The following is a 22,011-nucleotide window of genomic DNA, read 5'->3' as shown; positions in this document are numbered from 1 at the left end:
CCGTCTGCGACAACGAGGCCGACGACGACCATGCCCTCATCGCCGTCGCCGGCCCCCGCCGCCGGCATCGACAGCCAGCCAGCCGTCGGCATGCCCTGCAGCCCCCAGCAGACGGGCGCGACCACCATTTCGAATTCGGGTGCACCCGTCAGTTGTGTGGGAACCCCTGGGGGGTTCGCCTGGGAGCCCGCCGGTGGATGACCGGCGGCAGTTCGGACCCTAGGGCGTCGCGGCTGGCGTGAACGCTATTCGGCGGCCGCCGAGGCCATCTTCTGCAAATCGGCGGCGGCGGTCATGCCGGTGCGCTGGTCACCCTCGCGGCGTTGCGATCGGATCGTGACATCGTGGCCCTCCACCGACTTGCGCAGCGCGCCGACCGTGCAGTTCTCTTTGCCGCCCAACAGCGGGAAGGGGTCATAGTGGAAGTGCCGCATGGCATTGCGGTGGGTGATCTTGTCGATCTCCTCGTCGCTGGCCCCATCGATCGACTGCGCGAACACCTCGGGTGACTGCGGCCAGTTCGAGTCGGAGTGCGGGTAGTCGCATTCCCAAGTGACCATGTCGATGTCGAGCGCCCCGCGGCTGGCCATCCCGAATTTGTCGTCGATGAAGCACGTGATGACGTGCTCGTTGAATACCTCGCTGGGCAGCTTGTCGCCGAAGTCCTGGCCGGTCCAGGCGTGGTGGCGGTCGTAGTTGTAGTCGATCCGCTCCAGAAAGTAAGGAATCCAGCCGATCCCGCCTTCGGACAGCGCCACTTTGAGGTCCGGGAATTTGCGCAGCATCGGTGACCACACCAGGTCGGCCGCCGCCTGCACGATGTTCATCGGCTGCAAAGTGATCAACACGTCCATCGGCGCGTCGGGCGACGTGATACTCAGCTGCGACGACGAACCGATGTGCATGCACACGACCACCGCTTCCTCGCTGCACACCCGCCACACCGGGTCCCAGTGATCGGAGTGGATCGACGGCCAGCCCAATTTGGACGGGTTCTCGCTGAAAGTGATGGCATGACAACCCTTTTTGGCGACCCGCCGGATCTCGGCCGCCATGACCTCCGGATCCCAGATCGCGGGAAGGGCACACGGAATGAACCGGCCGGGATGACTGCCACACCATTCGTCGATGTGCCAGTCGTTGTAGGCCCGTACCATCGCCAGCGCGACATCCTTGTCTTTGGTACGAGCAAACAACTGGCCGCAGAACTGAGGGAACGACGGGAAGCACAACGATCCGAGCACACCGTTGGCGCTCATGTCCTTGACGCGTTCGTTGTGGTCGTAGGTGCCCGGCCGCAACTGGGAGAACGACGTGGGCTCGATTCCGTACTCTTCCTTGGGGCGCCCGGCGACGGCGTTCAGCGCGACGTTGCTGATGGTCTCGCCGTTGTACTGCCAGACGTTGGTGCCGTCGGGGTTGGTGACGAACTTCGGGGCGAACTCGACGTATTTCGCCGGGAGCCGGCCTTCGAAAACATCGGGTGGTTCTACGACGTGGTCGTCAACACTGACCAGAACCAGGTCGTTGATATCCATCGGTTGCACCTTCTTCAGTCCGCTGCACTGTCTCTGTAAAGATTATAAAGTTAGCGTCAAGGCTCGACGGGTGCCGGTGGCAAGACGATGACGCTGACGGTCTCCAGCTCGCGGCGCGCGGTCTCCCGGGCCATCTCGTCGATGAAACGGGCTGCCGCCGGGGTGATCGACGCGGCCCAGGTGCGGAAACCCTGGACGATCACGGGGTCGTGCTCAAGCAACGGTTGGACGCCGCGCAGCACAGCGACCACGTCGTCGGGCAGCGGGTCGGCCAGTTGCTGCTCGATCCAGGCCTGGGCGAGCTCGGTTGCGGCGGCGTTGTTTTCGCCGAGCGCGACGACGTCGCGAGCGAGTTGGCGCAGCCGGGCGAACAGCACGTCGCGCCCCGGCGTCTCGGCGAGCTCCTCCAGCAGCGTGCTGGCCGCCGGCGGCAACACCATCTGCCCGAACAGCGCGGGAACCGGCAGCTGCCACTTGTCGAATAGGTCGGCGTACATCGCTGCGGTCGCCGGAGACAACGGGGCGCTGAGCCGGCCGATGACACCGATGCTGTGCCGATGCGAGGTCGCAAGCCGCTGCAGGATGCACTCGTTGACGTCGGCGTCGGCGATGTCGGTGGCGGCGTCGATGGCAGCGATCAGTCGGTCCAACCGGTCGCGCTGGGCCACTAGCGAAGCACGGTGCTCCTCGAGGACGTCGGCCAGAGCGGTCTGGTGGGCCAATCGCTGGATGTCCTTGATGCTCACGCCCAAGCTGCGCAGCAAGTCGATGCGCAGCAAGTCGAGCACCTGCTCGACGTCGAAGACCCGGTAACCGTTGGACAGGTGATCGGCCCGCAACAGCCCGATCTTCTCGTAGTGGCGGATGCGGCCCGGCGCGATTCCGGTCAGGGCCGTGACGTCGCCGATCAGCAACTGCTCAGCCACAACTTGACCCTACAACCGTGGCAAGGTCTGTACTGGGGACATGGACCGCGATCAGCTTATCGACCTGACGCGCCGGGCACTAAAGCTCGCGCGTGACAAGACGACCGACCTGGCGCCCACCGAGCAGACTGTCGACGCCCGGGACTACACCTCGGTTGAGCGACACGAACGCGAGAGGGCAATGCTGATGGCCAGCCCCCAGCTGGTCGGCTACGTCTCGGAGCTGCCGGAGCCCGGCAGCTACTGCACCAAGACCGTGATGGGTCGGTCGATCCTGCTGACCAGGACGTCGGGTGGAACAGTCAAGGCGTTCAACAACGTCTGTCTGCACCGCCAGTCGCAGGTGGTGAGTGGATGCGGCACCGCAAAACGCTTCAGCTGCCCTTACCACGCGTGGACGTACGACAACACCGGGCGGCTGGTCGGCGTTCCCGGCCGTGAAGGCTTCCCAGGGGTCGCCGTGAAGTCAGACGGCCTGACCGAGCTGCCGGCCGCCGAGTTCGCCGGGTTCCTCTGGATCGCATTGGATTCGGGTGCGACGTTGGATGTCGCCGCGCACCTGGGGTCGCTGGCGGACGAACTCGACTCCTGGGGTATCGGACGGTGGTCCCCGCTGGGTGAGAAAGTGCTCGACTTTCCCATCAACTGGAAACTGGCGGTCGACACCTTTTCGGAGAATTACCATTTCGCCACCGTGCACCGAGAGACGTTCGCCAAAATCGCTAGGAGCAACTGCACGGTCTTCGACGAATACGGCGCTCATCACCGGCTGATCTTCCCGCTCAACTCGATCCTGGAGTTGGAGAACATTCCCGAAGACCAGTGGGACCCGTTCCACAACATGGTGGTGATCTACGCGCTGTTCCCGAACATCGTGCTGTCGGTGACCATCGCCAACGGCGAGCTGTTTCGGATCTACCCAGGCGACAAGCCGGGCAGATCCATTACCGTGCATCAAAACTCGACGCCGTTGGATCTGTCCGACGAATCGGTGGCCGCCGGTGCCCGAGCCGTCTTCGACTATGCCCATGCCACGGTGCGTGACGAGGACTACCGGCTGGCCGCGAAGCTGCAAGCCAACCTGGAGTCAGGCGCCCACGACCACTTGTTGTTTGGCCGCAACGAGCCCGGGCTGCAGCACCGCCACCGCAGCTGGGACGACGCCATCGCCGGTTAGCTTCGTTGGTCGAGTGCCCGCACCTCATCGAGCTCCCACTCGCGGTACAGCGCCAGCGAGCGTTCGTAGAACCCGAACCCGCCCACCGCTTCTCCGCGCAGGGTTCCTTGATAGTGGTACGGACCCTCCATATATTCGATCGGCAGCGAATGAGCCGGGGCGGCCACCAACGGCTCCCCGGTGAGTTCTAATTGCAGTGCGGCGCAGCTAAGCCGGTGCCGATCGGGCATGTAGCGGACCGCCGACAGCGGCGGGATCAGTGGGCGAACCGAATCCGGCCATCGCACATAGGTGTCGACGTTGACCTCGACATCCTCGAAGCAGTCCGGGGGCGAGTCTGGATAGCTGACCGTGACACCGGAGAACGGTTGCAGCGCATTGCTGTTCGTACGGTCAAACTGCCGCCAGATGGTCAGATCGATACCGTTGTCCAGGTTGATGGTGCGCCACTCGTGTGACCGCGCCCGCGGGTCTCCCCCGGTGCCACCGCCACCGGCGTATTTGGGAAACCACTGTCGATCCACATGTCCGGCGTCGCCGCTGACTTGCTCGCGCAGCTCGCCCCAGCGCAACGTCCCCGTCATCGCCATCCTGGTCTGGAAATAGGAATAAGTGTCGGGCTGACCGAAGCAAGCGATCTTGCCGTGGTATCGCGATGCACCGACGGGCACTGGTGCACGTGTTGGTGTCACATCGAGCTCGAGCTGCATCAGCTGACCCGCTTGGTCGACGCCGACCAAGTTCACCCGGTAGGTGTAGGGCAGCAGTTGACCGTCACTGCCGCGGCAGGTCGTCCACACCGCTGTCCCGACCCCACCGTTGTAGCTGAGGTCGAGATGTCCTGTGGCCGCGGCCAACTTGCGCGGACCTGACCGCTTAAGGTTGGCCGGGGGCATGTCGTAGTCCGTGTACGTGCCGTATGTCCCTGTGTCGCAATCAAATAGCGCCATCGTGTAGAAGTCGGCCACCACCGACCCGCCGGGGCGATTCTTGTTGAAAATGGTCAAGAACGCGAAAGAGCGACCGGACGTGCCGTTCAGCTCACCAGCGATAAACCAGGTGTCCGACTCGTGATCTGGGTGTTGGCCTTCCGCGGCAGGGAACCGCAGCATATCGTCGTCGGGCACCAGCTGAAAGGGATAGCGGCACCACTCAATGTCCACCCGTAGTTGCTCGCTCACATCGCCTCGCTTTTTTACTATATTAGCACTGTTAGCCGAATCCCTTTTCGAGGTGGTGCCGATGACCGATCCCGGCCACCGTTGGTATGACGAACTGTTCATCGGAGGACGCTGGCGAAAACCCGCCACAGGCCGCCGGCTCACGGTGATCTCGCCGCATTCCGAACAGCCGGTCGGCGAGTGCCCGGAGGCCGGCCCCGAGGACGTCGATGCTGCGGTCACCGCCGCGCGACGGGCCTTCGACGACGGCCCCTGGCCCCGACTAAAGCCACGCGAGCGTATGGAAAAAGTCGAGAAACTGGCCACGATCTATGCCGGCCACATTGACGAGATGGCCGACCTGATCACCGCGGAAATGGGGTCTCCGCGCAGTTTCTCCCGCATGGGCCAGGCAGCCGGCGCGGCCCACATGATGCAGCTGGCCCTGGCCACCGGCCGCGAGTTTCGCTGGGAGGAGCGGCGGCCGGGCGTGCTCGGTGAGGTACACCTGCGCAAGGCGCCGGCCGGCGTGGTGGGTGCGATCGTGCCGTGGAATGTGCCGCAGTTCCTGATCATGCCGAAACTGATCCCGGCGCTGATCGCCGGTTGCACGGTGGTCGTCAAACCGGCACCCGAAACACCGTTGGACGCATTGTGGTTGGCAGAAATGCTGGAGGAGGTCGACCTACCGGAGGGCGTGGTGTCGATCGTGCCCGGGGGCCGCGACGTCGGGGAATGCCTGGTGCGCCATCCCGGTGTGGACAAGATCGCGTTCACCGGGTCCAGCGCCACCGGGCGTCGTATCGCCGCGATCTGCGGCGAGCAGCTCAAGCGGGTGAGCCTGGAACTGGGTGGCAAGTCGGCGGCGATCATTCTCGACGACGCCGACATCGACAAGACCGTCGCCGGGCTGAAGACGGCCAGCCTGATGAACAACGGGCAGGCGTGTGTGGCGCAGACGCGCATCCTGGTCAGCGAACGCCGTCACGACGAGGTCGTCGACGCGCTCGCCGACATGATGGCGGGCCTGCGCGTCGGCGATCCCGCTGACGAAGCAACCGATGTCGGACCCCTGGTAGCCCAACGTCAACAACGTCGGGTGCAGGACTATATCCGCTGCGGGGTGGCCGAAGGTGCCCGCATGGTGCTCGGCGGCGACGATCCGCCGAGTGACCGCGGGTGGTATGTGCGCCCGACCCTGTTCACCGACGCCGGCAACGACATGCGCATCGCGCGCGAGGAGATCTTCGGACCGGTCCTGACAGTGTTGACCTACCGCGACGAGCAGGACGCGATCCGCATCGCCAACGACAGCGACTACGGGCTGGCGGGATCGGTGTGGACCGCCGATGTCGCCCATGGCCTCGAGATCGCCGCGGGCGTGCGCACCGGCACGTACGGCATCAACATGTACATGCTCGACATCGGGATACCGTTCGGCGGTTTCAAGCAGTCCGGCATCGGCCGCGAGTTCGGCCCGGAGGGGCTAAGCGAGTATGTCGAGCTGCAGGCGGTGGTCAGCAACGGTGCGCTGCCGCCGCTCGATGGTTGAGGGCGAGCAGTCACCCTACAGCTGCAGGGTGAGTTCGACCGGGCAGCACAGCTCGCCGCGCTGGTTGGTCACCTCGATCCGCAGGTCGACGAGATAGCGCGGCGGGTCGACCGAGGTGTCGCAACGCTTGGCGACCGCGTGTCCTCGCCCCACCATGGTGTCGCCGGCGTAGATGGAGCCGGCCAGCGTCATGTTCCGGCGCACTACCCGGCTGTGGGGCCCGGCCCAGTTGGTCGCGATGCGGTCGGCGAAGCCCGCGAGGTGCATGGTGTTGACGAAGATGGTTGGATGCCCTTGACTTTGGGCGTAGCCGGGGTCGAAGTGGCCGGGGAAATAGTCCCACGTCGCTCCCGCATTCATCACTACCCGTTGGTAGTCGATCTGGTCGACTTGCTGCGGCAGCTCGACAGGGACGCTGAGCTTTTGCCAATCCACCGTCATGCGCCGCTCCTCCTGACCGATTCAGGAGTGAAGCGGAACAAGGTATTTCGATTCGTTGCTACTACGGCCCCGTCCTGGCGGGTGTAGGTCTCGAGCGTCTCGACGAAGTGGCCCACGCCCAGGCGGGTCCGCTTTTCCGGTGACACCGACACGACCTGCTCGATGACGGTGAGCCGGTCCCCTTCCACGATCGGCAACGGGAACTCGGCGTCGTTGGCCGCGTTGATGAATGTCGTGCCGGGCAGCGGCACCCGCAGTGCGATCGACGCCCGCCGCGGTTCACCGGTCGGCAGCCACGGTGGCGGTATCAGCCATCCCATCAGCAGCGCCGGCGGTGCCAGCAGGCCGCCCCATGTCTCGGTGGCAAATCCGGCGTCCCAGTATGACGGATTGCCGTCGCGAATCAGCGCGGCGAACATCTGGATGCGCGCCGCGCTGACCGCCGTGCCCGCGGTTCGCGGTTCGGTGGCCACCCCGACCATTCGCAGCGCATCCTCATAGCTGCCGAAGGCCAGTTTGTCGCCGATGTCCATCACATCATGAGCGGGTGCCGGCTCGGCGCTGAATCCCAATGCAACTCACGCGATGTGAAATACCAGCCGCCGCGCTCGTAGATAAGTTGGTCGCGGTACAGGCCCGTGGCCCGCAGCGTGGTGACGCCCGCCCTGTCGATGCTGAAAAGCAGGGCAACGCAGTACTGGGTCGCGTCGACACCGTCGACGCTGATCTCGTGGTCGACGGTGACCAACCGCTGTTTACCGTCACCGTCGAATGCTGCGCGCAGATCGGTGAAAACTTCACCGTCGCGGGTGAAGGTGGCACCGGAGTGGCGAAACGTCGCGATCCAGCGGTCGCGGTCCCCCTCGGAGTAAAACCGGTTGTGCCTGGCGGTGAGATCCAGGATCGCGGCACGCCCGGTCGCGGCCTTGAGCAGGTATTCCTGCTGGTAGGTCATGGTCATAGTGGCTCTCTTTAGTCCCTGGTCAACGACTGACGATATATCCGTGGCTTTCTCGGTCCCATGCCCGCGGGCCGACACCCCGGGCGCGAAGAATATCCTTGCGCACCCGGCCGATGACAGTTTTTGGCAGATCGTTCACGATCTCGACATATCGCGGTACACAGAAGTACGGCATCCGCTCAGCGCAGAAGTCGAGCAGCTCGGCGTGATCCAGTGTGACCTCGGGGCGCACCGTGACGAACAGCAGGATATCGTCCTCGCCCAATTCGCTTGGTACACCGACTACCGCCGCCTCGACCACAGCCGGGTGGCGCATGACGATGCCCTCTACCTCGACCGAGGAGATATTCTCGCCGCGCCTGCGCAGCGAGTCTTTGAGCCGGTCAAGCCAAGTCAGATTGCCGTTCCCGTCGAGCACACCGAGGTCCCCGGTTCGAAACCACGGCGGATGCCGCTGGATGCGCAGGCCTGGCTGGTCTGCGTCGGGCGCCACATAGCCTTCGCTCATCACATGCGGATACCTGGCGCGGCAGGCGATTTCGCCAGCCTTTCCTGCCGGCAGCGGATTCCCGTCGGTGTCGACGATGCGGACCTCGAAACTCGGATTGGGTCGGCCCGACGTTCCTGGTACCCCTTCCTCGGCAACACCTTTGACGGTGAGGGGAAAAGCCTCGGTCAGGCCGTACATGGTGACGATTCGGCAGCGGTAGCGCTTTTCGATATCGCGGTAGATTGCGGCGTCGATGGGCGCCGCTGAGATGAAGCGCAGCGGCAGCTGCGCATCACGGGGATCGGCTGGCTGATTCCACAGCATCGACACCATTGCGCCGGCACCGGCGAATCCGACTGCGCCGCAAGCACGTATCTCGTCCCACACCTCGCTGGGATGAAAAGCCGCTGCCAGCACGGTCGTCGCGCCGACCAGCATGGGCGCCAGCACCGACGGCGCCGCGCTGAGGTGAAACAGGGGCATCGCGGTCCACAGCACCTCACCGGGCGCGAACTCCCACGCGGCGGCCACGCTCGCGGCCACGGTGAAGAGGTAATGCCACGTGGTGGCAACCGCTTTCGATGGACCAGTGGTACCGGATGTGAAAAACAGCGACCCGACTTCCCCGACATCTGCCGGATTGTCGATGACCGGGCGGGCAGTGCCGCGGCTCAGCAGGCTGTCTAGCGAGTTTCCTTGCACCATAACGTGATTCACGGTATCCAGCTGCGCGGCCACATCGTCTAGGCGTGGCCGGCGCTCGGGATCGGTGATGACCACCTTCGCCCGCGACAGCCGCAGGGCGTGCAGTAGAAAATCACCCTTGTGCGCGGCGTTCACCGCAGCGGTCACCGCGCCGATTCGCGCCGCGCCCAGCCAGAAGTAGACCCATTCCGGGCACGTCGCGGTATACAAAGCGACGCCGTCGCCCCGGCCAACGCCCAGCTCCACCAGGACGCTCGCGGCCGCGCGAGACCGCTGTCGCATCTGCTCGAAGGTCACCGGCGTTCCGGCGATGGACATCATCACCCGGTCCGGATACTGCTGGGCGCGACGATCGAGTACCGCCGGAACGCTGAACCGGTCTACCCCGAAATCAGCCGGACCGACACCGCGCATCAGGCTTGCGCGGCCGCTGGGTCAGGCTCGCCGTCGGGCGTGTATCCGAAATCGTTGGGCGACGGGTCTTCTCCCGGGTAGAAGCGGTGGGCCCAGCGGCGAAGGGCGGCGTAGTCGCGGGCTTCCTCGGGCGCAAGGTTTGGCTTCTCCAGGTACTTCATGTTTTCCCAGGTGAAGAAGTCCTGTTTGACGACCTCTTGTTGCAGCGCCAAAAACCGCGCGGCCCGTCCGGTGGGCACGTCGCCGGTGTCGCCCGGTTCGCGAACAGACGCCTGGGTGTAGAAGTAGTCGGTGTAGTCCTCGTCGACCGGTGTTTGCCCGGTGACCTGGATGGTGGCGACCAGCTCGCTGGGGAACCGGACGATGCCCAGCCCAAGTGAGTAGTTGTCGTAGATGATCTTGGCGTCGACCGGTCCGTTCGGGGTCAACCAGGTGCGTTCGCGGCCCCCGCCGAAGTTCGCGTTGACCGTGGCGTGCAGGTGATAACCGGAGACTTCGAAAGACGCAGTGGTGGCCGGGTTGGCGGCCTTGTGTACGTACTGGACATGGTAGGGGTCGGCAGCGTTTTCGATGATCATCTGGGCGTGCACCTTGACCCGGTTGAGCATCCGGCTGTGTGGGTGCAGCGGGTAGTACTCCCCGGTCTCCAGCTCCGGTAGGACGGGCGGTTGCCAGTAGGGCAACCGACCATGGCGCTCGTGCCAGACCAGGATGAAGCCATACCATTCCACGCTGGGATAGGTGCGGATGCGAACATTTTGTTTGCAGCCGATCTTGCTGTACGGGATCAGCGCGTTGGTGCCGTCGCCGCGCCAGCGCCACCCGTGCCAGGGACAGACGATATTTTCGCCCTCGACCGTGCCGCCGACCCCAAGGTGCGCGCCGAGGTGCTGACAGTAGGCGTCGAGCACGTGCACCCGGCCGGATTCGGTGCGGAACAGCACCAATTCCTCGCCGAAGTAGTGCACCCGCTTGACGTCCCCGGCTCCTAGGTCCGAGGCGAACGCGACGATGAACCACCCCGTCGGGAATCGGTACTTCGACAGCGCGATGCCGCTCGGCCCGAACTCGCGTTCCGACGGATCCGTGGCGGGGTCTGAAACCGTATGAGTCACTATCTCTCCGTTTCCCACGCGGCCGAGCGGCAGGATCACGCTTCGCTCGCCTGTATTTTTACTATTTTAGGCATTGAACGTCAACGCATGGCGGTACGGTGGGGTCTGCGAGGGCCCCGCCCCGCTCCCGGCGAATCGAGGTTGCTTATGACGACCGCGGCAGTGGATCTTTCCGATTTAGACTTGTGGCGCAACGGTTTTCCCGACGGTTTGTTCGCCGAGCTGCGGCGCACCAGGCCGCTGTTTCGCCACGACCGCACCCCCGGCGTCGCCAAGACCGGTGTCCAGCGTGATTTCTGGATAACCACCAAGCATCGGCACGCCGTGCGTCTTCACCGTGACCCCGACTCGTTCACCGCAGTGGACGGCCCCCTAATCCAGCCCATCGACTCGTTCCTGTCCTACCCGACGATCATCGACATGGATCCGCCCGAGTTGAACAGGCGGCGCAAACTCATCTCGAGTGCGTTCAACCCGCGGGCGATCGCCAAGCTGGAGGACGGCATCCGGGCGCGTGCCAAGCGGATGATCGACCACCTCATCAGTCAAGGTGGCGGCGACTGGATCACCGACGTCGCCGACCAGCTACCCATGAGTGTCATCGGCGACATCATCGGTATCCCGGAGCGCGATCGGCCGCGGATCTTCACCGCCTTCGACCGCATCCTGACTGCGCGCGCACCACAAGGCCGGCTCAGCGAACAAGACGAAGCCGAACTCTACTCCACCGTTTTCGGGTATGCGCTGGAGCTCACTGCCCAGAAGCGGCGCGAGCCCGCCGACGACATCTGGAGCACGCTGGCCACCGCCGAGATCACCGGCGACGACGGTGAAAAGTTCCGCCTACCGACTAATGAGCTCGAGATTTTCTTCTTCGTGCTGGCCTTCGCTGGCAGCGATACCACCAAGAACGCCCTCGCGTCCGGTCTTCAGGCGTTCGTCGCGAATCCCGAACAGATCGAGCGCTACCGCGACGAGGAGGCGTTGCGTCCCTCCGCGGTTGAAGAGGTGCTGCGCTGGGCGACCCCGGTGGCATACTGGACCCGCACCGCCAAGGTCGACGTCGAAATGGACGGCCAGCACATCCCCAAGGGCGACCGGGTGGTGTCGATGCTGCGCTCGGCAAACCGCGACGAAGAGGTGTTCGACGACCCGTTCAGGTTCGACATCGGCCGTCAGCCCAACCCGCACGTGGCATTCGGCGGTGGTGGGCCGCACCATTGCCTGGGCGCCATGCTGGCGCGCGCGGAGCTGCGCGCTGTGCTCGACGAGCTGCTGTTGCGCTGCGACAACATCGCCGTTGGACCACCCAAGGTGGCCCACCCCAACTTGGTCACCAATATGCAGATCTACGACGAGATGGCGATCTCGCTCACCGCTCGCTAGTCCTCAGTCGACGATCCGTAGCGCCGCCTTCGGGCACTGGTCGACGGCGGCGCGGACGTCGATCTCGCGGTCCTGCGGGACCGGACCGTCAGCGATCTGCACCACTTCGGCGTCGCCAAGCCGGAAAATGTCCGGGGCCAGTGATTCGCAGAATCCGTTGGCTTCACACAATGTTTCGTCCACAACCACCCGCATCGAAACCTCCTTGTCTCAAGCGCCCTTGGGTCGGGTTCCGATCACCCCGCTCGCTGTCAGCCGCTCCAGATCTGCCTTGCTAAGCCCGCACTGATCGCTCAGCACCTCTTCATTGTGCTCCCCGAGGGTGGGCGGCGGGCGCAGCAACCACCGGATCCGGCCGGCCAGCGGCGCGAACGGCGGACGCGGATACCACCCTGGCCCGGTGCGCGGGTGCTCGAGCAATTCGAAGAATCCGCGGTCGCGTAATTGCACGTTCTCCGTCACCAACGATGGCGACACGACGGGCGCGGCAGGAATGCCCCCCTCGGCCAAGCGTTCCACCGCGAGACCCAGATCCTGGCTGGCGAACCAGTCCTGTAGCCGGCGATCGATGTCGTCGGCGCGCGCGCGCCGCCCGGCCACGGTCGCCAGCGCCGGGTCATCGCACCACGACGGTCGGCCCATCAACTCGACCAGCGCGCGCCACTGGTTATCGGTAGCCACGGTGACGGCGATCCAGTCGTCATCCCCGGCGCACCGATAGAGGTTCTGCAAGGCCTGCCCATGCCCGCGGTTGCCTTGACGGCTCAGCGTCACCCCGAAGACCTCGAATTCCATCGGCTGGATGGCGGTGGCGTTGAGCACCGTCTCGATCATCGGCAATTCGACCAGCTGGCCCAGCCCAGTGTCGTAGGCGTAGTGCAGCGCGGCCAGCACCGCGAACGCGGCGTGTACCCCCGCCAGCGGATCGCACGCTCCTCGTGGTGCGACGGGCGGACCGTCCGGCAAGCCGGTCACCCAGGCGAGCCCGGCGATCTGCTCCATGGTCGGGGCAAACCCGACACGGTCGCGCCACGGACCGTCCAGACCGAATGCGGGCATGCGGGCCACTACCAGCTTGGGGTTGACCGCTAGCAGGGTGTCTGCGGTCAACCCGAAGTGGTCCATTACCCGCGGCGAAAAGTTCTCGATCACCGCGTCGGCGCCGGCCACCAATGTCATGAACAGCCGCTTGCCGTCATCAGATCCCAAATCCAGTGTCACCGAACGCTTGTTGGTGTTCATGGCGTGGAAAACCCAGCCGTATTCCCACCAGTCCTCGACGTCGGTGCGCATGCCCCCCGAATAGCGGATGCCGTCGGGACGCTGGATCGACTCCACCTTGACCACGTCCGCGCCGAACGCGGCCAGCAGGTGGGTCGCGGCCGGGCCGGCCCAAAACGCGGTCAGATCGACAACGCGGACACCTTCCAGCGGCAACCGGCGATCCGAGGCGTTACCCGCGAATTTCCTTGGTTGCCAGGGTGCCTCGTCGTCGGCTTCCCCGAGGGTGGGTGCACGACGCAACGGCGCCGGCCGGCACCGCGACATAAGCCACGGCGGTCGCGGCTGGTGGAAGCCGGCGGGGTTGCTCACGAAGACGCCGCGCTCGCGCATGTAGGCCATCTCGCGGATCGTCGAGCCGTTGCCCAGCGGCGCGATCGGCAAGCGGAACAACTGCCCGAGTTCGACGATCTCCTCGACGGTGCGTTCGGCCAACCAGGGACCGATGAGCTCACGAATGAGGTCGCGGTATTCCCACCGGCCGATCTGGAAACGCAGCTGCGGGATCTCGGTCAATTGCGGGCAGTCGACCATCGCGGCGAAGTCGAGCCACTGTTGACCGGTAACCATGGTGATCCCGACGTAGCCGTCCTTGGCCGGCTCGATGGAGGGCACTTCGATGGTGCGGGTGACCGGCGGCACCCGCAGCAGCTGTGAGTGCAGCCATTCGCTGCTTTGCATCAGCGTGATCGCTTCGAGCATGGACATGTCGAGGTGCTCACCCGCACCGCCGCGCTCGACACGGCGGCGCACTGCCAACGCGCCGAATGCGGCGAGCGCGCCGCCCATGTATTCCCCCAAGTCGCCGCCGATCGCGATGGGCGGTCCGGCAGGGTCGCCGCGAAAACCGGTCGAACCAGCCCAGGCCTGCAGCGTGAACTCGCTTGCGGCGCGCTCGGCGTAGGGGCCCGCCCAGCCGAAGTCGGAGATCGTCACGACGACAACCTGCGGCGAGTCCGCCAGCAACTGCTGGGGATTGATGCCGAGCTGCGCTGCTTGTGACCGGGTGGCAGTGACCACCACGATGTCGGCGGCGGCGAGTTCGGCGCGGCATCGCTCGGAATCCGGCGAGGTCCTCAGGCTGCGTTTCCCGGCGTTGAGGTAGCTGAACAGTGGTGCGTCCGCAGTTTCTGGCACCGCCGACCGGCTAGCGGTGAAACTGCGCAGCGGATCACCTTGTGGCGGTTCGATTTTCCGCACTTCCGCGCCGGCATCGACCAGAAGCTTCCCGCAGTAGCTACCGGCGATCCGGTCGCTGATCTCGAGGACCCGCAAGTCGTCAAGCGGTGTCGGTCGGCCGTCCAGCGCCTCGCTCACCCTGGCTATTGTGCCATTACTGCTAAGATAGAAATTTATGCGCGGTCAGTGCAGACCGCGCCCGTCTTTTTTCAGTGTAAACGCTGCGAGGATCGGATGACCACGCTGGGAGTCGGCCCGGAGGCGCGCCGTCGGTTGTCTGCGCCACGGATCGCCGAGATCGTCGCAGACGAGTTGCGGCGCCAGATCATCGACGGCGAACTGGCCGACGGTGATCTATTGCCGCGCCAAGAAGTGCTTGTCGAGCAATTCAATGTGAGCCTCGTGTCCCTGCGGGAAGCGTTGCGGATCTTGGAGACCGAGGGGCTGGTGTCGGTTCGGCGCGGCAACCGGGGTGGTGCCGTCGTACACGCGCCGGCGAAGACCAGTGCCGCCTACATGCTCGGGCTGCTGCTGCAAAGCGAATACGTCGGGGTCGCCGATCTGGGTGCCGCACTGCGGGAACTCGAACCCGCGTGCGCGGCGCTGGCCGCCCAGCGACCTGACCGGGCCGACACGCTCGTACCCGAGCTCAAGCAGATCAACGATGCAATGGCCGCGCATCTCGACGACGGTCGTCAATTCACCGAAATCGGCCGCCAATTCCACGACGCGCTCGTCCGTGGGTGCGGAAACAAGACCATCATCGCAGTGGTCGGCACGCTGGAAACGCTGTGGACCAGCCACGAGCAGCAGTGGGCCGACGAGAGCGCGGCCCGCGGCACCTACCCGTCGCTGGCCAATCGTCGCGCGGTGCTCAACACGCACATCAAGCTGACCGAGATGATCGAGGCGGGCGACGTCGACCGCGCGCGGCGCATCGCGGCCCGCCACCTCGCCGACACCCAGACCCATGTGTTGGCCGGTCGGCCCGATCAGCGGATCTATGCGCTGTCGCCGCAGGCCCTGTCCCGGCCGCGGGATGCCCGCCGCCTGTAGCTCGAAGACCCCGGTGCAACGAAGCCAACCCGTGAGAACCGCATTGGTCACCGGCGGCAGCGGTGGAATCGGCAAGGCATGCGCACGAAAGCTGTGCGACCTCGGCTACGACGTGGTGCTCTGCGCACGCCGCGAGGAACCGTTGCGGGCCGCGGCCGACGAGATCGGTGCCCGCTACCTCGTGGCCGACGCGTCCGATCCCGTGGCATTTCCCAGCGCGATAGCCACATTGGAGACCATCGATCTCGTCGTGCATGCGGCGGGAGTCCTGGGCGGAACCTACGCGCGCAAGCAGACAGTCGAGCAGTGGCGGGCGATCATATCCGCCAACCTGGATTCCTGCTTCGTGGTGACGTCGGCGGTCCTGCCCCGAATGCAGGCAGGCTCGCGGCTGGTATTCATTTCGTCCTCCGCGGCGCACGAGCCGATGATGGCGCGCACCGCCTACTCGGCGTCGAAGGCCGGTATGAACGCATTCGCCCGCGCGCTGGCGCTGGAGGTCGACCGCGACGGCATCGCGGTCCATATTGTGACGCCGGGACCGGTGGAAACCGAGATGCTGCAAGACGTTCCGTTCGAGATGCACGCGATCCAGGTCTCCGATGTCGCCGAGGCCGTCGCGTGGCTAGACACCGTGGACCCGTCGGTGGACCTGCCGGAAATCCGGCTGCAGGCGGTGCGGCGCGGCCCCTTCGCTCGGCCGCCGATCGTGCCGACCGAGGCTCGCCGACGCGCGGCGGCACGCCACACAGATTGACGCCCGTATCGCTAGTTTACTATTTTTATGATGTTAGGGGCTGTATGGATGTCGGGCTGACTGCTGAGCAACTCGCGCTGCGCGACAGCGTGCGCGACATTCTGCGCACCGAGTGCCCGCCCGACGTCGCCCGCCAGGCTTTGACCGATCCCGAGTACTGGTGCACGCTGTGGAAGACCATCGTCGACTTGGGCTGGACGGAGCTCGCTACGCCCGGCGGGGATTTCGGCATCGTCGAGCGCGTTGTGGTGTTGGAGCAATGCGGTGCCGCGATTGCTCCGGTTCCGCTGCTCAGCAGCGTCGGTCTGGCGGCGGGCGTGTTGGGGGCGTGCGGTCCGGCAGGCGAGGGACCGTTGACTGAAATCGCCGGCGGCGTCGTGGCTACGCTCGCTGTGCACCCGCCGGGACAGCGGCTGCCCGGCGTGCCGATGACACTGCAGAGTGGGCGGCTGCGAGGACGTGCCGTCGCGGTGGCAGATGTTTCGCGCGCCGAGTTGATCGTCACCTTGGCCGCCGCCGGCGATGGCGTGGTGGCCGCGGTCGCGCGCAACGGCTGCGGCATCAGCACGCAGCCGACCGACTGCACCGATCCCGCCCAGCCGCTGGCCGACGTCACGATCGACCTCGAGCCGGTGATTAGGGCCCCGGTCGACCTCGAAACGGCTTTAGCGCCAGCGCTTCTCGCGGCGGCTGCCGACCTCGTCGGCGTAGCCAGTGCCGCGCTGGCGCGTTCAGTCGAGCATGCGAAGTCGCGCCAGCAATTCGGCAAGCCGATCGGCGCCTTTCAAGGGGTCAAGCACGCGCTGGCCGACAACTACGTCAGTGTGGAGCGTGCCCGCAGCCTGACCTATTTGGCGGCGGCACGCCTCGACGATCCCTCCACCACCGCCGCCGATGGCTGGACCGCCGCGGCGCTGGCCAAGGCGGCGGCGGCGACGCGGCACTGAGCTGTGCACGCACCGCGGTACAGGTGCACGGCGCAATCGCGCAGACCTGGGAGCACGACATTCATCTGTACCTGCGGCACGCATGGCAACGCGCGGCGGCGCTGGGCGATAGTCGTGCGCTTTACCACGCAGTCGGCCGCCGGTTCGCCAGGAGCACAACGTGACAACGACCGCGACACCGGAAATAGTCAGCGAGTTCGCCGCCTGGCTGACCGACTTCTTGCCGCGTGACTACTACGAGCGCTACCGGGATTACCGTTGGGACCTCACGCTGCGCCGCGACTACCAGCGCGCCGCCTTCGAGGCCGGATGGCTGCAGCCGACCTGGCCGCGCGAGCACGGCGGACGATCGCTGGGTTTGCGGGAGGCGATGGAAATCCGGCTCGAGGCGGCGATGCGCTCGGCCCCCAAACTGCCCAACATCGCCGGGCCCAACGTCGTTGCTCCCGCGATCCGCCAGTTCGGTACCACAGAGCAGATCGACCGGCTGCTCGTACCGCTGCTGCGCGGCGACGAATGGTGGGCACTGGGCATGTCCGAGCCCGAAGCCGGGTCGGACTTCGCCGGCTTGCGCACCCGCGCCGAGCGTCACGGTGACGTGTTCCGGGTCAACGGCCGCAAGATCTGGACCACGCAAGCACATCTCTCGCGGTGGTGCACGCTGTACGCCCGCACCGATCCGGCCGCACCCAAACATCGCGGCATTTCCTGCCTGATCCTTGACCTGCAGTCGCCCGGAGTGACCGTCAAACCCATTCGGATGGCGTCGATCTCCGACGAGACGTTCTGCGAGATGTTTCTCGACGACGTCGAGGTGCCGGTGGCCAACCTGCTGGGTCCGCTGGACGGCGGCTGGCACGTCGCCTTGTCGTCACTGCACCACGAACGCCAGATGATCTGGATCATGAACTGGGTGGAAATCCAGCGCGGCCTCGACTCGATTCGCCAAACCCGCCCGCTCGTGCCGGACGGCGAGGACCTCTACGCCGAACTGGGCACGCTGCTCGCCGACGCCGAAGCGCTGCGGGCCACCGGATACCGGGCACTGCACGACGAACTCAATGGCCGGCCCAGCCCGGAAGCAGACATCCTTAAGCTGCTAGGATCGGTTACGCTGCAACGTGTTTGGGAACTCAACGCGACTGCGGCTGGCCCACAGTCCAGCTGCGACCCAGACTTGCTGTTCGAACGTCAGGACGCGCTGGCCGCGACCATCTACGGCGGCACGTCGGAGATCCAGCGCAACATCATCGGCGAGCGGCTGCTCGGACTGCCGAAGGGATGACGACAATGGACTACGACCTCGGCGCCGACGCCGGCGAATTGCGAAAACGATTGCGGCAGCTGATAGCCACCCATATCCCGGAAGGCTTCCTGGGCGCGTGCACCGACGACCCGGAAGACCTTGCCACCACCGAGTCCTTCTGCAAACTTCTGGCTTCCGAAGGCCTGCTCGCACTGGCCTGGCCGAAAGAGCACGGCGGCGCAGGAGGATCGATCTGGCAGCAGACCGTGCTGCGGGAAGAGATGTGGGCCCATCATGAACCGCGCGGCGCACAGTACATGGGGATCAACTGGGTCGGCCCGGCGGTGATGCGCTATGGCACCCCGGAACAGAAAGCGCAACATCTGTCGGCGATCGCGTCCGGCGAAGTGATCTGGTGCCAAGGGTTTTCCGAACCGGAAGCGGGAACCGACCTGGCATCGCTGCGTACCCGCGCGGTTCCCGACGGCGACGGGTGGCGCATCACCGGTCAAAAGGTGTGGACGTCGTATGCGCAGATGGCCTCATGGTGTGTGCTGGCCGCGTGCACCGACCCGGATGCACCCAAATCACGGCGGCTTACGCTGTTTCTCATTCCGATGGACCGACCGGGGATCACGGTGCGGCCGATCCGGTCGATGCTTGGCCCGCATCACCTCAACGAGATGTTCCTCGACGGGGTGCAGGCGTTTCCCGAAGATGTGCTCGGCGAGGTCGGCGACGGCTGGCGGGTGATGCGCGAAGCGCTGGCATTCGAGCGCGTCGGCATCGCCCGCTACGCGCGGTGTGAGTCGCTGCTGGAGCGGATGCGCACTGAGCTCGGCGATGACTGGGACGCCCTGCCCGAATCGATCCGTAGCCGCTGGGTGCGGGCGTTGGTCGATTTGCGGGTTGCCAGGCTGCTGGCCTACCGAGCGGTGTCGCTGCAAGATGACCCGTCGGCTGGGGCGGCCGCCAGCGCGGCCCGCATCGCGGCCACCACCTGCGATCAACAGGTCGCCGAGCTGCTGTTCGATGCCCTGGGTCCGGTTGCGCTGGACAGCGGCTACTCGGCGGTTTTGCATGGTGCGGTCGAAGACCACTGGCGCTACGCGCAAGCGGCGACCGTGGCATCGGGAACCATCGAGGTGCAGAAAATGCTCGTGGCCCGCGACGTCTTGGGAGAGCATCGGTGAATACCACGCTGCCAAAAGATATTTCCGAGTTCGCCGCAGTCGCTGCCAAACGGCTCGCGCGACTGGGCGGGCCGCAGGCCGCGTTGCGGGCCGAGACCGACGACGACGTCCGCCAAGAGGCTCGGCGCGCGCTGGTCGACCTCGGCGCGTTCGACCTCGATGTCCGCTCCTCGTTGGACGACCTGCTTGCCGGCGCGGTGCTGTGCCAGGCCGCCGGCGCTTCCGCGCTGCCCTATCCGCTTGTCGAAGAACTGCTTTCGATCGACGGCGCGCGGCTGGCTCTGGTGAATCCCAAGGGCCCGCGCATCGACCACGGAGACCTGCCGGGCGACTGGGTCGCCGCCGACCTCGACGCCAACCGCTACCGCGTGCAGCTGTCATCGAGGACCAATGCCAAGCTGGGGCCGTTTCTGGTGCCGGTCACGCTGAGCCCACCGGATGGGACGGTGCCGGCCGCCCACGTCTCGCTGCACCTGCTGCTGGGGTCGTGGCGGATTCTCGGCGCGGTGCAGCGGTCACTGCAGATCGTCACCGAACACGTCAACACCCGCATCCAGTTCGGCAAACCCCTGGCGGACTTTCAGGCCGTCCGGTTCGCCGTCGCGGAAGCGGCCGTGGCGGTACGCGGGCTTGAGGAACTGGCCAAGTACACCGCGTGGCGATCGGAATCAGCGCGACCTCAGGCTTTTTCGGCGGATACCCTGGTTCTTCGGCTCAAGGCCGTCGAAACCGCACGCCACGTGCTGCGCACGTCGCACCAGCTGCTCGGTGCGCTGGGTTTCTGCGACGAATCCGACGTCAGCGTCATCGACCGCCACACCCAACCGCTGATCCGGCTGCCAGCAGGCGCCGAGGAACTCGCTTTGCGGCTGGTACCGGACGTGCGCGACGGGCGGCTGGAAACGCTGTTCAACCAACCGGTGGCCACACCGTGAGCGTCGGCCCGATCGCCGCCGGGGTTGCCCCCGGCCAGGAGCATGACGGGATTCCGTTCGGGACCCGGCTGCGCCAACTCGCGGAGCAATCCGTCGACGAGCGGGCTGTGGTCACGGTAGCGCCCGACGGCCGCACACACGCCATGAGCTTCGGTGAACTCGACGCTCGCGCCAATCAGTGGGGCCGAGCCCTGGCCGCGGCTGGTGCGGAGATGGGTTCGCTTGTGGCGCTGGCGATCCCGAATTCAGAGGAATTGGTCTTGGCTGCGCTGGGGTGTTGGAAGATTGGGGCCGTCCCCGTTCCGATGCGCTGGGATCTGCCCGACTGGGAGCGTTCGCGAGTGCTCAAGGTGATCGACCCCGTCGTCCTCGTCGACGAGCAGCACAGCTCGGTGCTGGCGTCGCGCGCGGCCCGGGAATCCGACCGCCCGCTACCGGATGTGGTCTCCCCCATGGTCAACGGGATATGCAGCAGCGGCTCGACCGGCCTGCCCAAGGTGATTCTCAACCTGGCGCGGGCGCTGTGGACGCCCGAGCACAGCGTGCCGTTCATGGCCCACTGGATGGCGGTGCCTCAGCCGCAGACGATTCTGGTGCCCGGCCCGATGTATCACACCAACGGCTTCGCCCCGCTCAATAACCTGCTGGGCGGTGACCGCCTGGTGGTCCTGGAAAAGTTTGACGCCGCAACAGTTGTCGACTCGATCGAACGATACCGGGTCACTAACTTCACCGCCACGCCAACGATGCTGGCACGCATCGCCGCACTGCCCGATATCCGCCGACGCGATTTCTCCAGCGTCGCATGGATTTTGCAGGGCGCCGCGGTGATGCCGCCCGCGCTGCTGCACACGTGGTTCGAGCTGCTCAGCCCTGAGCGGATCTTGATGGCCTACGGGATGACGGAGAATCTCGGGCTCACCGCGCTGCGCGGCGACGAGTGGCTGGCGCATCCGGGCAGCGTGGGCCGCGGATTCCGGGGCACCGAGATCCGCATCCTCGACGAACGGGGCAAACAGCTTGGCCCCGGACAGCAAGGCGAGGTCTATCTGCGCGCGCCGATGAGCGCCGGGTACCGCTATCTGGGCGGCGCACCGCCCCTACCGTCGACCCCGGACGGATTTCGTTCTGCCGGGGATATCGGCCATTTGGACGCAGACGGCTATCTCTACATCGCCGACCGTCGCGCCGACATGATCATCACGGGCGGCGCGAATGTTTTCCCGGCAGAGGTGGAGTGCGCCCTTGCCGAGCACCCCGACATCGCCGACGTCGTGGTCATCGGACTCTCCGACCCGCAGTGGGGACGCCGAGTCCACGCCGTGGTCCAGCCAGCCGATTCGGCTGCGCTGACCGAGCAGCAGGTGATCGACTACGCCAAGAGCCGACTTGCTGGCTACAAAGTGCCCAAGACCGTCGAGTTCGTCGACCAGATCCCCCGAACTGCGGCGACAAAGGTCAACCGATCCACGATGGTCCAAGCCAGGGGTGGATAAGCAGGGCGTTCCGCTGGTGCCGACATCTGCTGCACACGCACCGTGGCCAACGCGGT

General features: G+C 65.7%; 19 protein-coding genes and 1 pseudogene. 10 read left to right on the top strand and 10 right to left on the bottom strand.

Translation table 11 applies throughout. The annotated features are described in order from the left end of the window. Positions 1–245: 245 nt before the first annotated feature. Positions 246–1,538 carry an amidohydrolase family protein gene (locus MYXE_RS08410; RefSeq protein ID WP_085195512.1) on the bottom strand — a complete coding sequence of 431 codons (1,293 nt, stop codon included), beginning with the start codon at positions 1,536–1,538 and terminating at the stop codon, positions 246–248. A 56-nt stretch (positions 1,539–1,594) separates the two neighbouring features. Next, entirely contained in the window at positions 1,595–2,464 is an 870-nt protein-coding gene (locus tag MYXE_RS08405; protein WP_003920980.1) for a MerR family transcriptional regulator, read from the bottom strand. 40 nt (positions 2,465–2,504) lie between these two features. Between MYXE_RS08405 and MYXE_RS08400 the strand changes: the two genes are divergently transcribed. Further along, entirely contained in the window at positions 2,505–3,641 is a 1,137-nt protein-coding gene (locus tag MYXE_RS08400) for an aromatic ring-hydroxylating oxygenase subunit alpha (protein WP_003920979.1), read from the top strand. Here MYXE_RS08400 and MYXE_RS08395 read toward each other — a convergent pair. Further along, on the bottom strand, positions 3,638–4,753 hold the full coding sequence (locus MYXE_RS08395) for a lipocalin-like domain-containing protein (RefSeq protein WP_415624479.1): 1,116 nt from the start codon (positions 4,751–4,753) through the stop codon (positions 3,638–3,640). The genes MYXE_RS08400 and MYXE_RS08395 overlap by 4 nt on opposite strands. Before the next feature lie 130 nt (positions 4,754–4,883). Between MYXE_RS08395 and MYXE_RS08390 the strand changes: the two genes are divergently transcribed. Next, positions 4,884–6,353, top strand: a complete 1,470-nt coding sequence (locus MYXE_RS08390; RefSeq protein WP_003920977.1) for an aldehyde dehydrogenase — start codon at positions 4,884–4,886, stop codon at positions 6,351–6,353. A gap of 15 nt (positions 6,354–6,368) precedes the next feature. Here MYXE_RS08390 and MYXE_RS08385 read toward each other — a convergent pair whose 3' ends face one another. Genes MYXE_RS08385 through MYXE_RS08365 form a run of 5 tightly spaced genes read right to left on the bottom strand, consistent with a single transcriptional unit; the run spans position 6,369 to position 10,479 of the window. After that, entirely contained in the window at positions 6,369–6,794 is a 426-nt protein-coding gene (locus MYXE_RS08385) for a MaoC/PaaZ C-terminal domain-containing protein (RefSeq protein ID WP_003920976.1), read from the bottom strand. After that, positions 6,791–7,327 (bottom strand): FAS1-like dehydratase domain-containing protein, encoded by a 537-nt coding sequence (locus MYXE_RS08380; RefSeq protein ID WP_003920975.1) that lies wholly within the window; start codon positions 7,325–7,327, stop codon positions 6,791–6,793. Before MYXE_RS08380 ends, MYXE_RS08385 begins: the two co-directional genes overlap by 4 nt. Further along, positions 7,327–7,755 (bottom strand): nuclear transport factor 2 family protein, encoded by a 429-nt coding sequence (locus MYXE_RS08375; RefSeq protein ID WP_003920974.1) that lies wholly within the window; start codon positions 7,753–7,755, stop codon positions 7,327–7,329. The genes MYXE_RS08380 and MYXE_RS08375 overlap by 1 nt, the downstream gene beginning before the upstream one ends. Positions 7,756–7,777: 22 nt before the next feature. Further along, positions 7,778–9,364 carry an AMP-binding protein gene (locus MYXE_RS08370; protein ID WP_085195510.1) on the bottom strand — a complete coding sequence of 529 codons (1,587 nt, stop codon included), beginning with the start codon at positions 9,362–9,364 and terminating at the stop codon, positions 7,778–7,780. Continuing rightward, positions 9,364–10,479: an aromatic ring-hydroxylating oxygenase subunit alpha gene (locus MYXE_RS08365; RefSeq protein ID WP_172468620.1), complete on the bottom strand. Its 1,116-nt coding sequence runs from the start codon at positions 10,477–10,479 to the stop codon at positions 9,364–9,366. Before MYXE_RS08365 ends, MYXE_RS08370 begins: the two co-directional genes overlap by 1 nt. 147 nt (positions 10,480–10,626) lie before the next feature. Here MYXE_RS08365 and MYXE_RS08360 point away from each other — a divergent pair, with 147 nt between their 5' ends. Further along, the gene (locus tag MYXE_RS08360) at positions 10,627–11,865 is read left to right on the top strand and encodes a cytochrome P450 (protein WP_085195509.1); all 1,239 of its coding nucleotides are present in this window, start codon (positions 10,627–10,629) and stop codon (positions 11,863–11,865) included. 3 nt (positions 11,866–11,868) lie between these two features. Here the strand turns inward: MYXE_RS08360 and MYXE_RS08355 are convergent, their stop codons facing one another. Then, entirely contained in the window at positions 11,869–12,060 is a 192-nt protein-coding gene (locus tag MYXE_RS08355) for a ferredoxin (protein WP_039890166.1), read from the bottom strand. Positions 12,061–12,075: 15 nt separating this feature from the next. Continuing rightward, positions 12,076–14,463: a CaiB/BaiF CoA-transferase family protein gene (locus MYXE_RS08350; RefSeq protein ID WP_172468619.1), complete on the bottom strand. Its 2,388-nt coding sequence runs from the start codon at positions 14,461–14,463 to the stop codon at positions 12,076–12,078. Positions 14,464–14,559: 96 nt separating this feature from the next. On the opposite strand from MYXE_RS08350, the gene MYXE_RS08345 reads away from it, so the two are divergent. From MYXE_RS08345 to MYXE_RS08315, 7 genes and pseudogenes are all read left to right on the top strand, one after another. Continuing rightward, complete coding sequence (locus MYXE_RS08345) at positions 14,560–15,381, top strand: FadR/GntR family transcriptional regulator (RefSeq protein ID WP_003920963.1); 822 nt, start codon at positions 14,560–14,562, stop codon at positions 15,379–15,381. Positions 15,382–15,412: 31 nt separating this feature from the next. Continuing rightward, on the top strand, positions 15,413–16,138 hold the full coding sequence (locus MYXE_RS08340; RefSeq protein ID WP_003920962.1) for an SDR family oxidoreductase: 726 nt from the start codon (positions 15,413–15,415) through the stop codon (positions 16,136–16,138). A 44-nt stretch (positions 16,139–16,182) separates the two neighbouring features. Beyond that, a pseudogene (locus tag MYXE_RS08335) lies at positions 16,183–17,249 on the top strand (acyl-CoA dehydrogenase family protein). A 20-nt stretch (positions 17,250–17,269) separates the two neighbouring features. Then, positions 17,270–18,370, top strand: coding sequence for an acyl-CoA dehydrogenase family protein (locus tag MYXE_RS08330; RefSeq protein ID WP_039890211.1), 1,101 nt, complete (start codon positions 17,270–17,272; stop codon positions 18,368–18,370). Beyond that, positions 18,367–19,524 (top strand): acyl-CoA dehydrogenase family protein, encoded by a 1,158-nt coding sequence (locus tag MYXE_RS08325; RefSeq protein ID WP_172468618.1) that lies wholly within the window; start codon positions 18,367–18,369, stop codon positions 19,522–19,524. Before MYXE_RS08330 ends, MYXE_RS08325 begins: the two co-directional genes overlap by 4 nt. After that, positions 19,521–20,459, top strand: coding sequence for an acyl-CoA dehydrogenase family protein (locus tag MYXE_RS08320; RefSeq protein WP_085195503.1), 939 nt, complete (start codon positions 19,521–19,523; stop codon positions 20,457–20,459). Before MYXE_RS08325 ends, MYXE_RS08320 begins: the two co-directional genes overlap by 4 nt. After that, the gene (locus MYXE_RS08315) at positions 20,456–21,955 is read left to right on the top strand and encodes a class I adenylate-forming enzyme family protein (RefSeq protein ID WP_085195501.1); all 1,500 of its coding nucleotides are present in this window, start codon (positions 20,456–20,458) and stop codon (positions 21,953–21,955) included. Before MYXE_RS08320 ends, MYXE_RS08315 begins: the two co-directional genes overlap by 4 nt. The last annotated feature ends 56 nt before the right edge of the window (positions 21,956–22,011 follow it).

Origin of the sequence: Mycobacterium xenopi (assembly GCF_009936235.1) — a bacterium.
GTDB lineage: Bacteria > Actinomycetota > Actinomycetes > Mycobacteriales > Mycobacteriaceae > Mycobacterium > Mycobacterium xenopi.
Note: the sequence above shows the minus strand (reverse complement) of the source record. Positions and strands in the feature narration are given on the sequence as shown.

Coding starts and splice junctions, on each gene's coding strand:
- MYXE_RS08410 (WP_085195512.1), bottom strand. CDS start 1,538: ATGGATATCAACGACCTGGTTCTGGTCAGTGTTGACGACCACGTCGTA.
- MYXE_RS08400 (WP_003920979.1), top strand. CDS start 2,505: ATGGACCGCGATCAGCTTATCGACCTGACGCGCCGGGCACTAAAGCTC.
- MYXE_RS08395 (WP_415624479.1), bottom strand. CDS start 4,753: ATGCTGCGGTTCCCTGCCGCGGAAGGCCAACACCCAGATCACGAGTCG.
- MYXE_RS08390 (WP_003920977.1), top strand. CDS start 4,884: ATGACCGATCCCGGCCACCGTTGGTATGACGAACTGTTCATCGGAGGA.
- MYXE_RS08385 (WP_003920976.1), bottom strand. CDS start 6,794: ATGACGGTGGATTGGCAAAAGCTCAGCGTCCCTGTCGAGCTGCCGCAG.
- MYXE_RS08380 (WP_003920975.1), bottom strand. CDS start 7,327: ATGGACATCGGCGACAAACTGGCCTTCGGCAGCTATGAGGATGCGCTG.
- MYXE_RS08375 (WP_003920974.1), bottom strand. CDS start 7,755: ATGACCATGACCTACCAGCAGGAATACCTGCTCAAGGCCGCGACCGGG.
- MYXE_RS08370 (WP_085195510.1), bottom strand. CDS start 9,364: ATGCGCGGTGTCGGTCCGGCTGATTTCGGGGTAGACCGGTTCAGCGTT.
- MYXE_RS08360 (WP_085195509.1), top strand. CDS start 10,627: ATGACGACCGCGGCAGTGGATCTTTCCGATTTAGACTTGTGGCGCAAC.
- MYXE_RS08355 (WP_039890166.1), bottom strand. CDS start 12,060: ATGCGGGTGGTTGTGGACGAAACATTGTGTGAAGCCAACGGATTCTGC.
- MYXE_RS08345 (WP_003920963.1), top strand. CDS start 14,560: ATGACCACGCTGGGAGTCGGCCCGGAGGCGCGCCGTCGGTTGTCTGCG.
- MYXE_RS08325 (WP_172468618.1), top strand. CDS start 18,367: ATGACGACAATGGACTACGACCTCGGCGCCGACGCCGGCGAATTGCGA.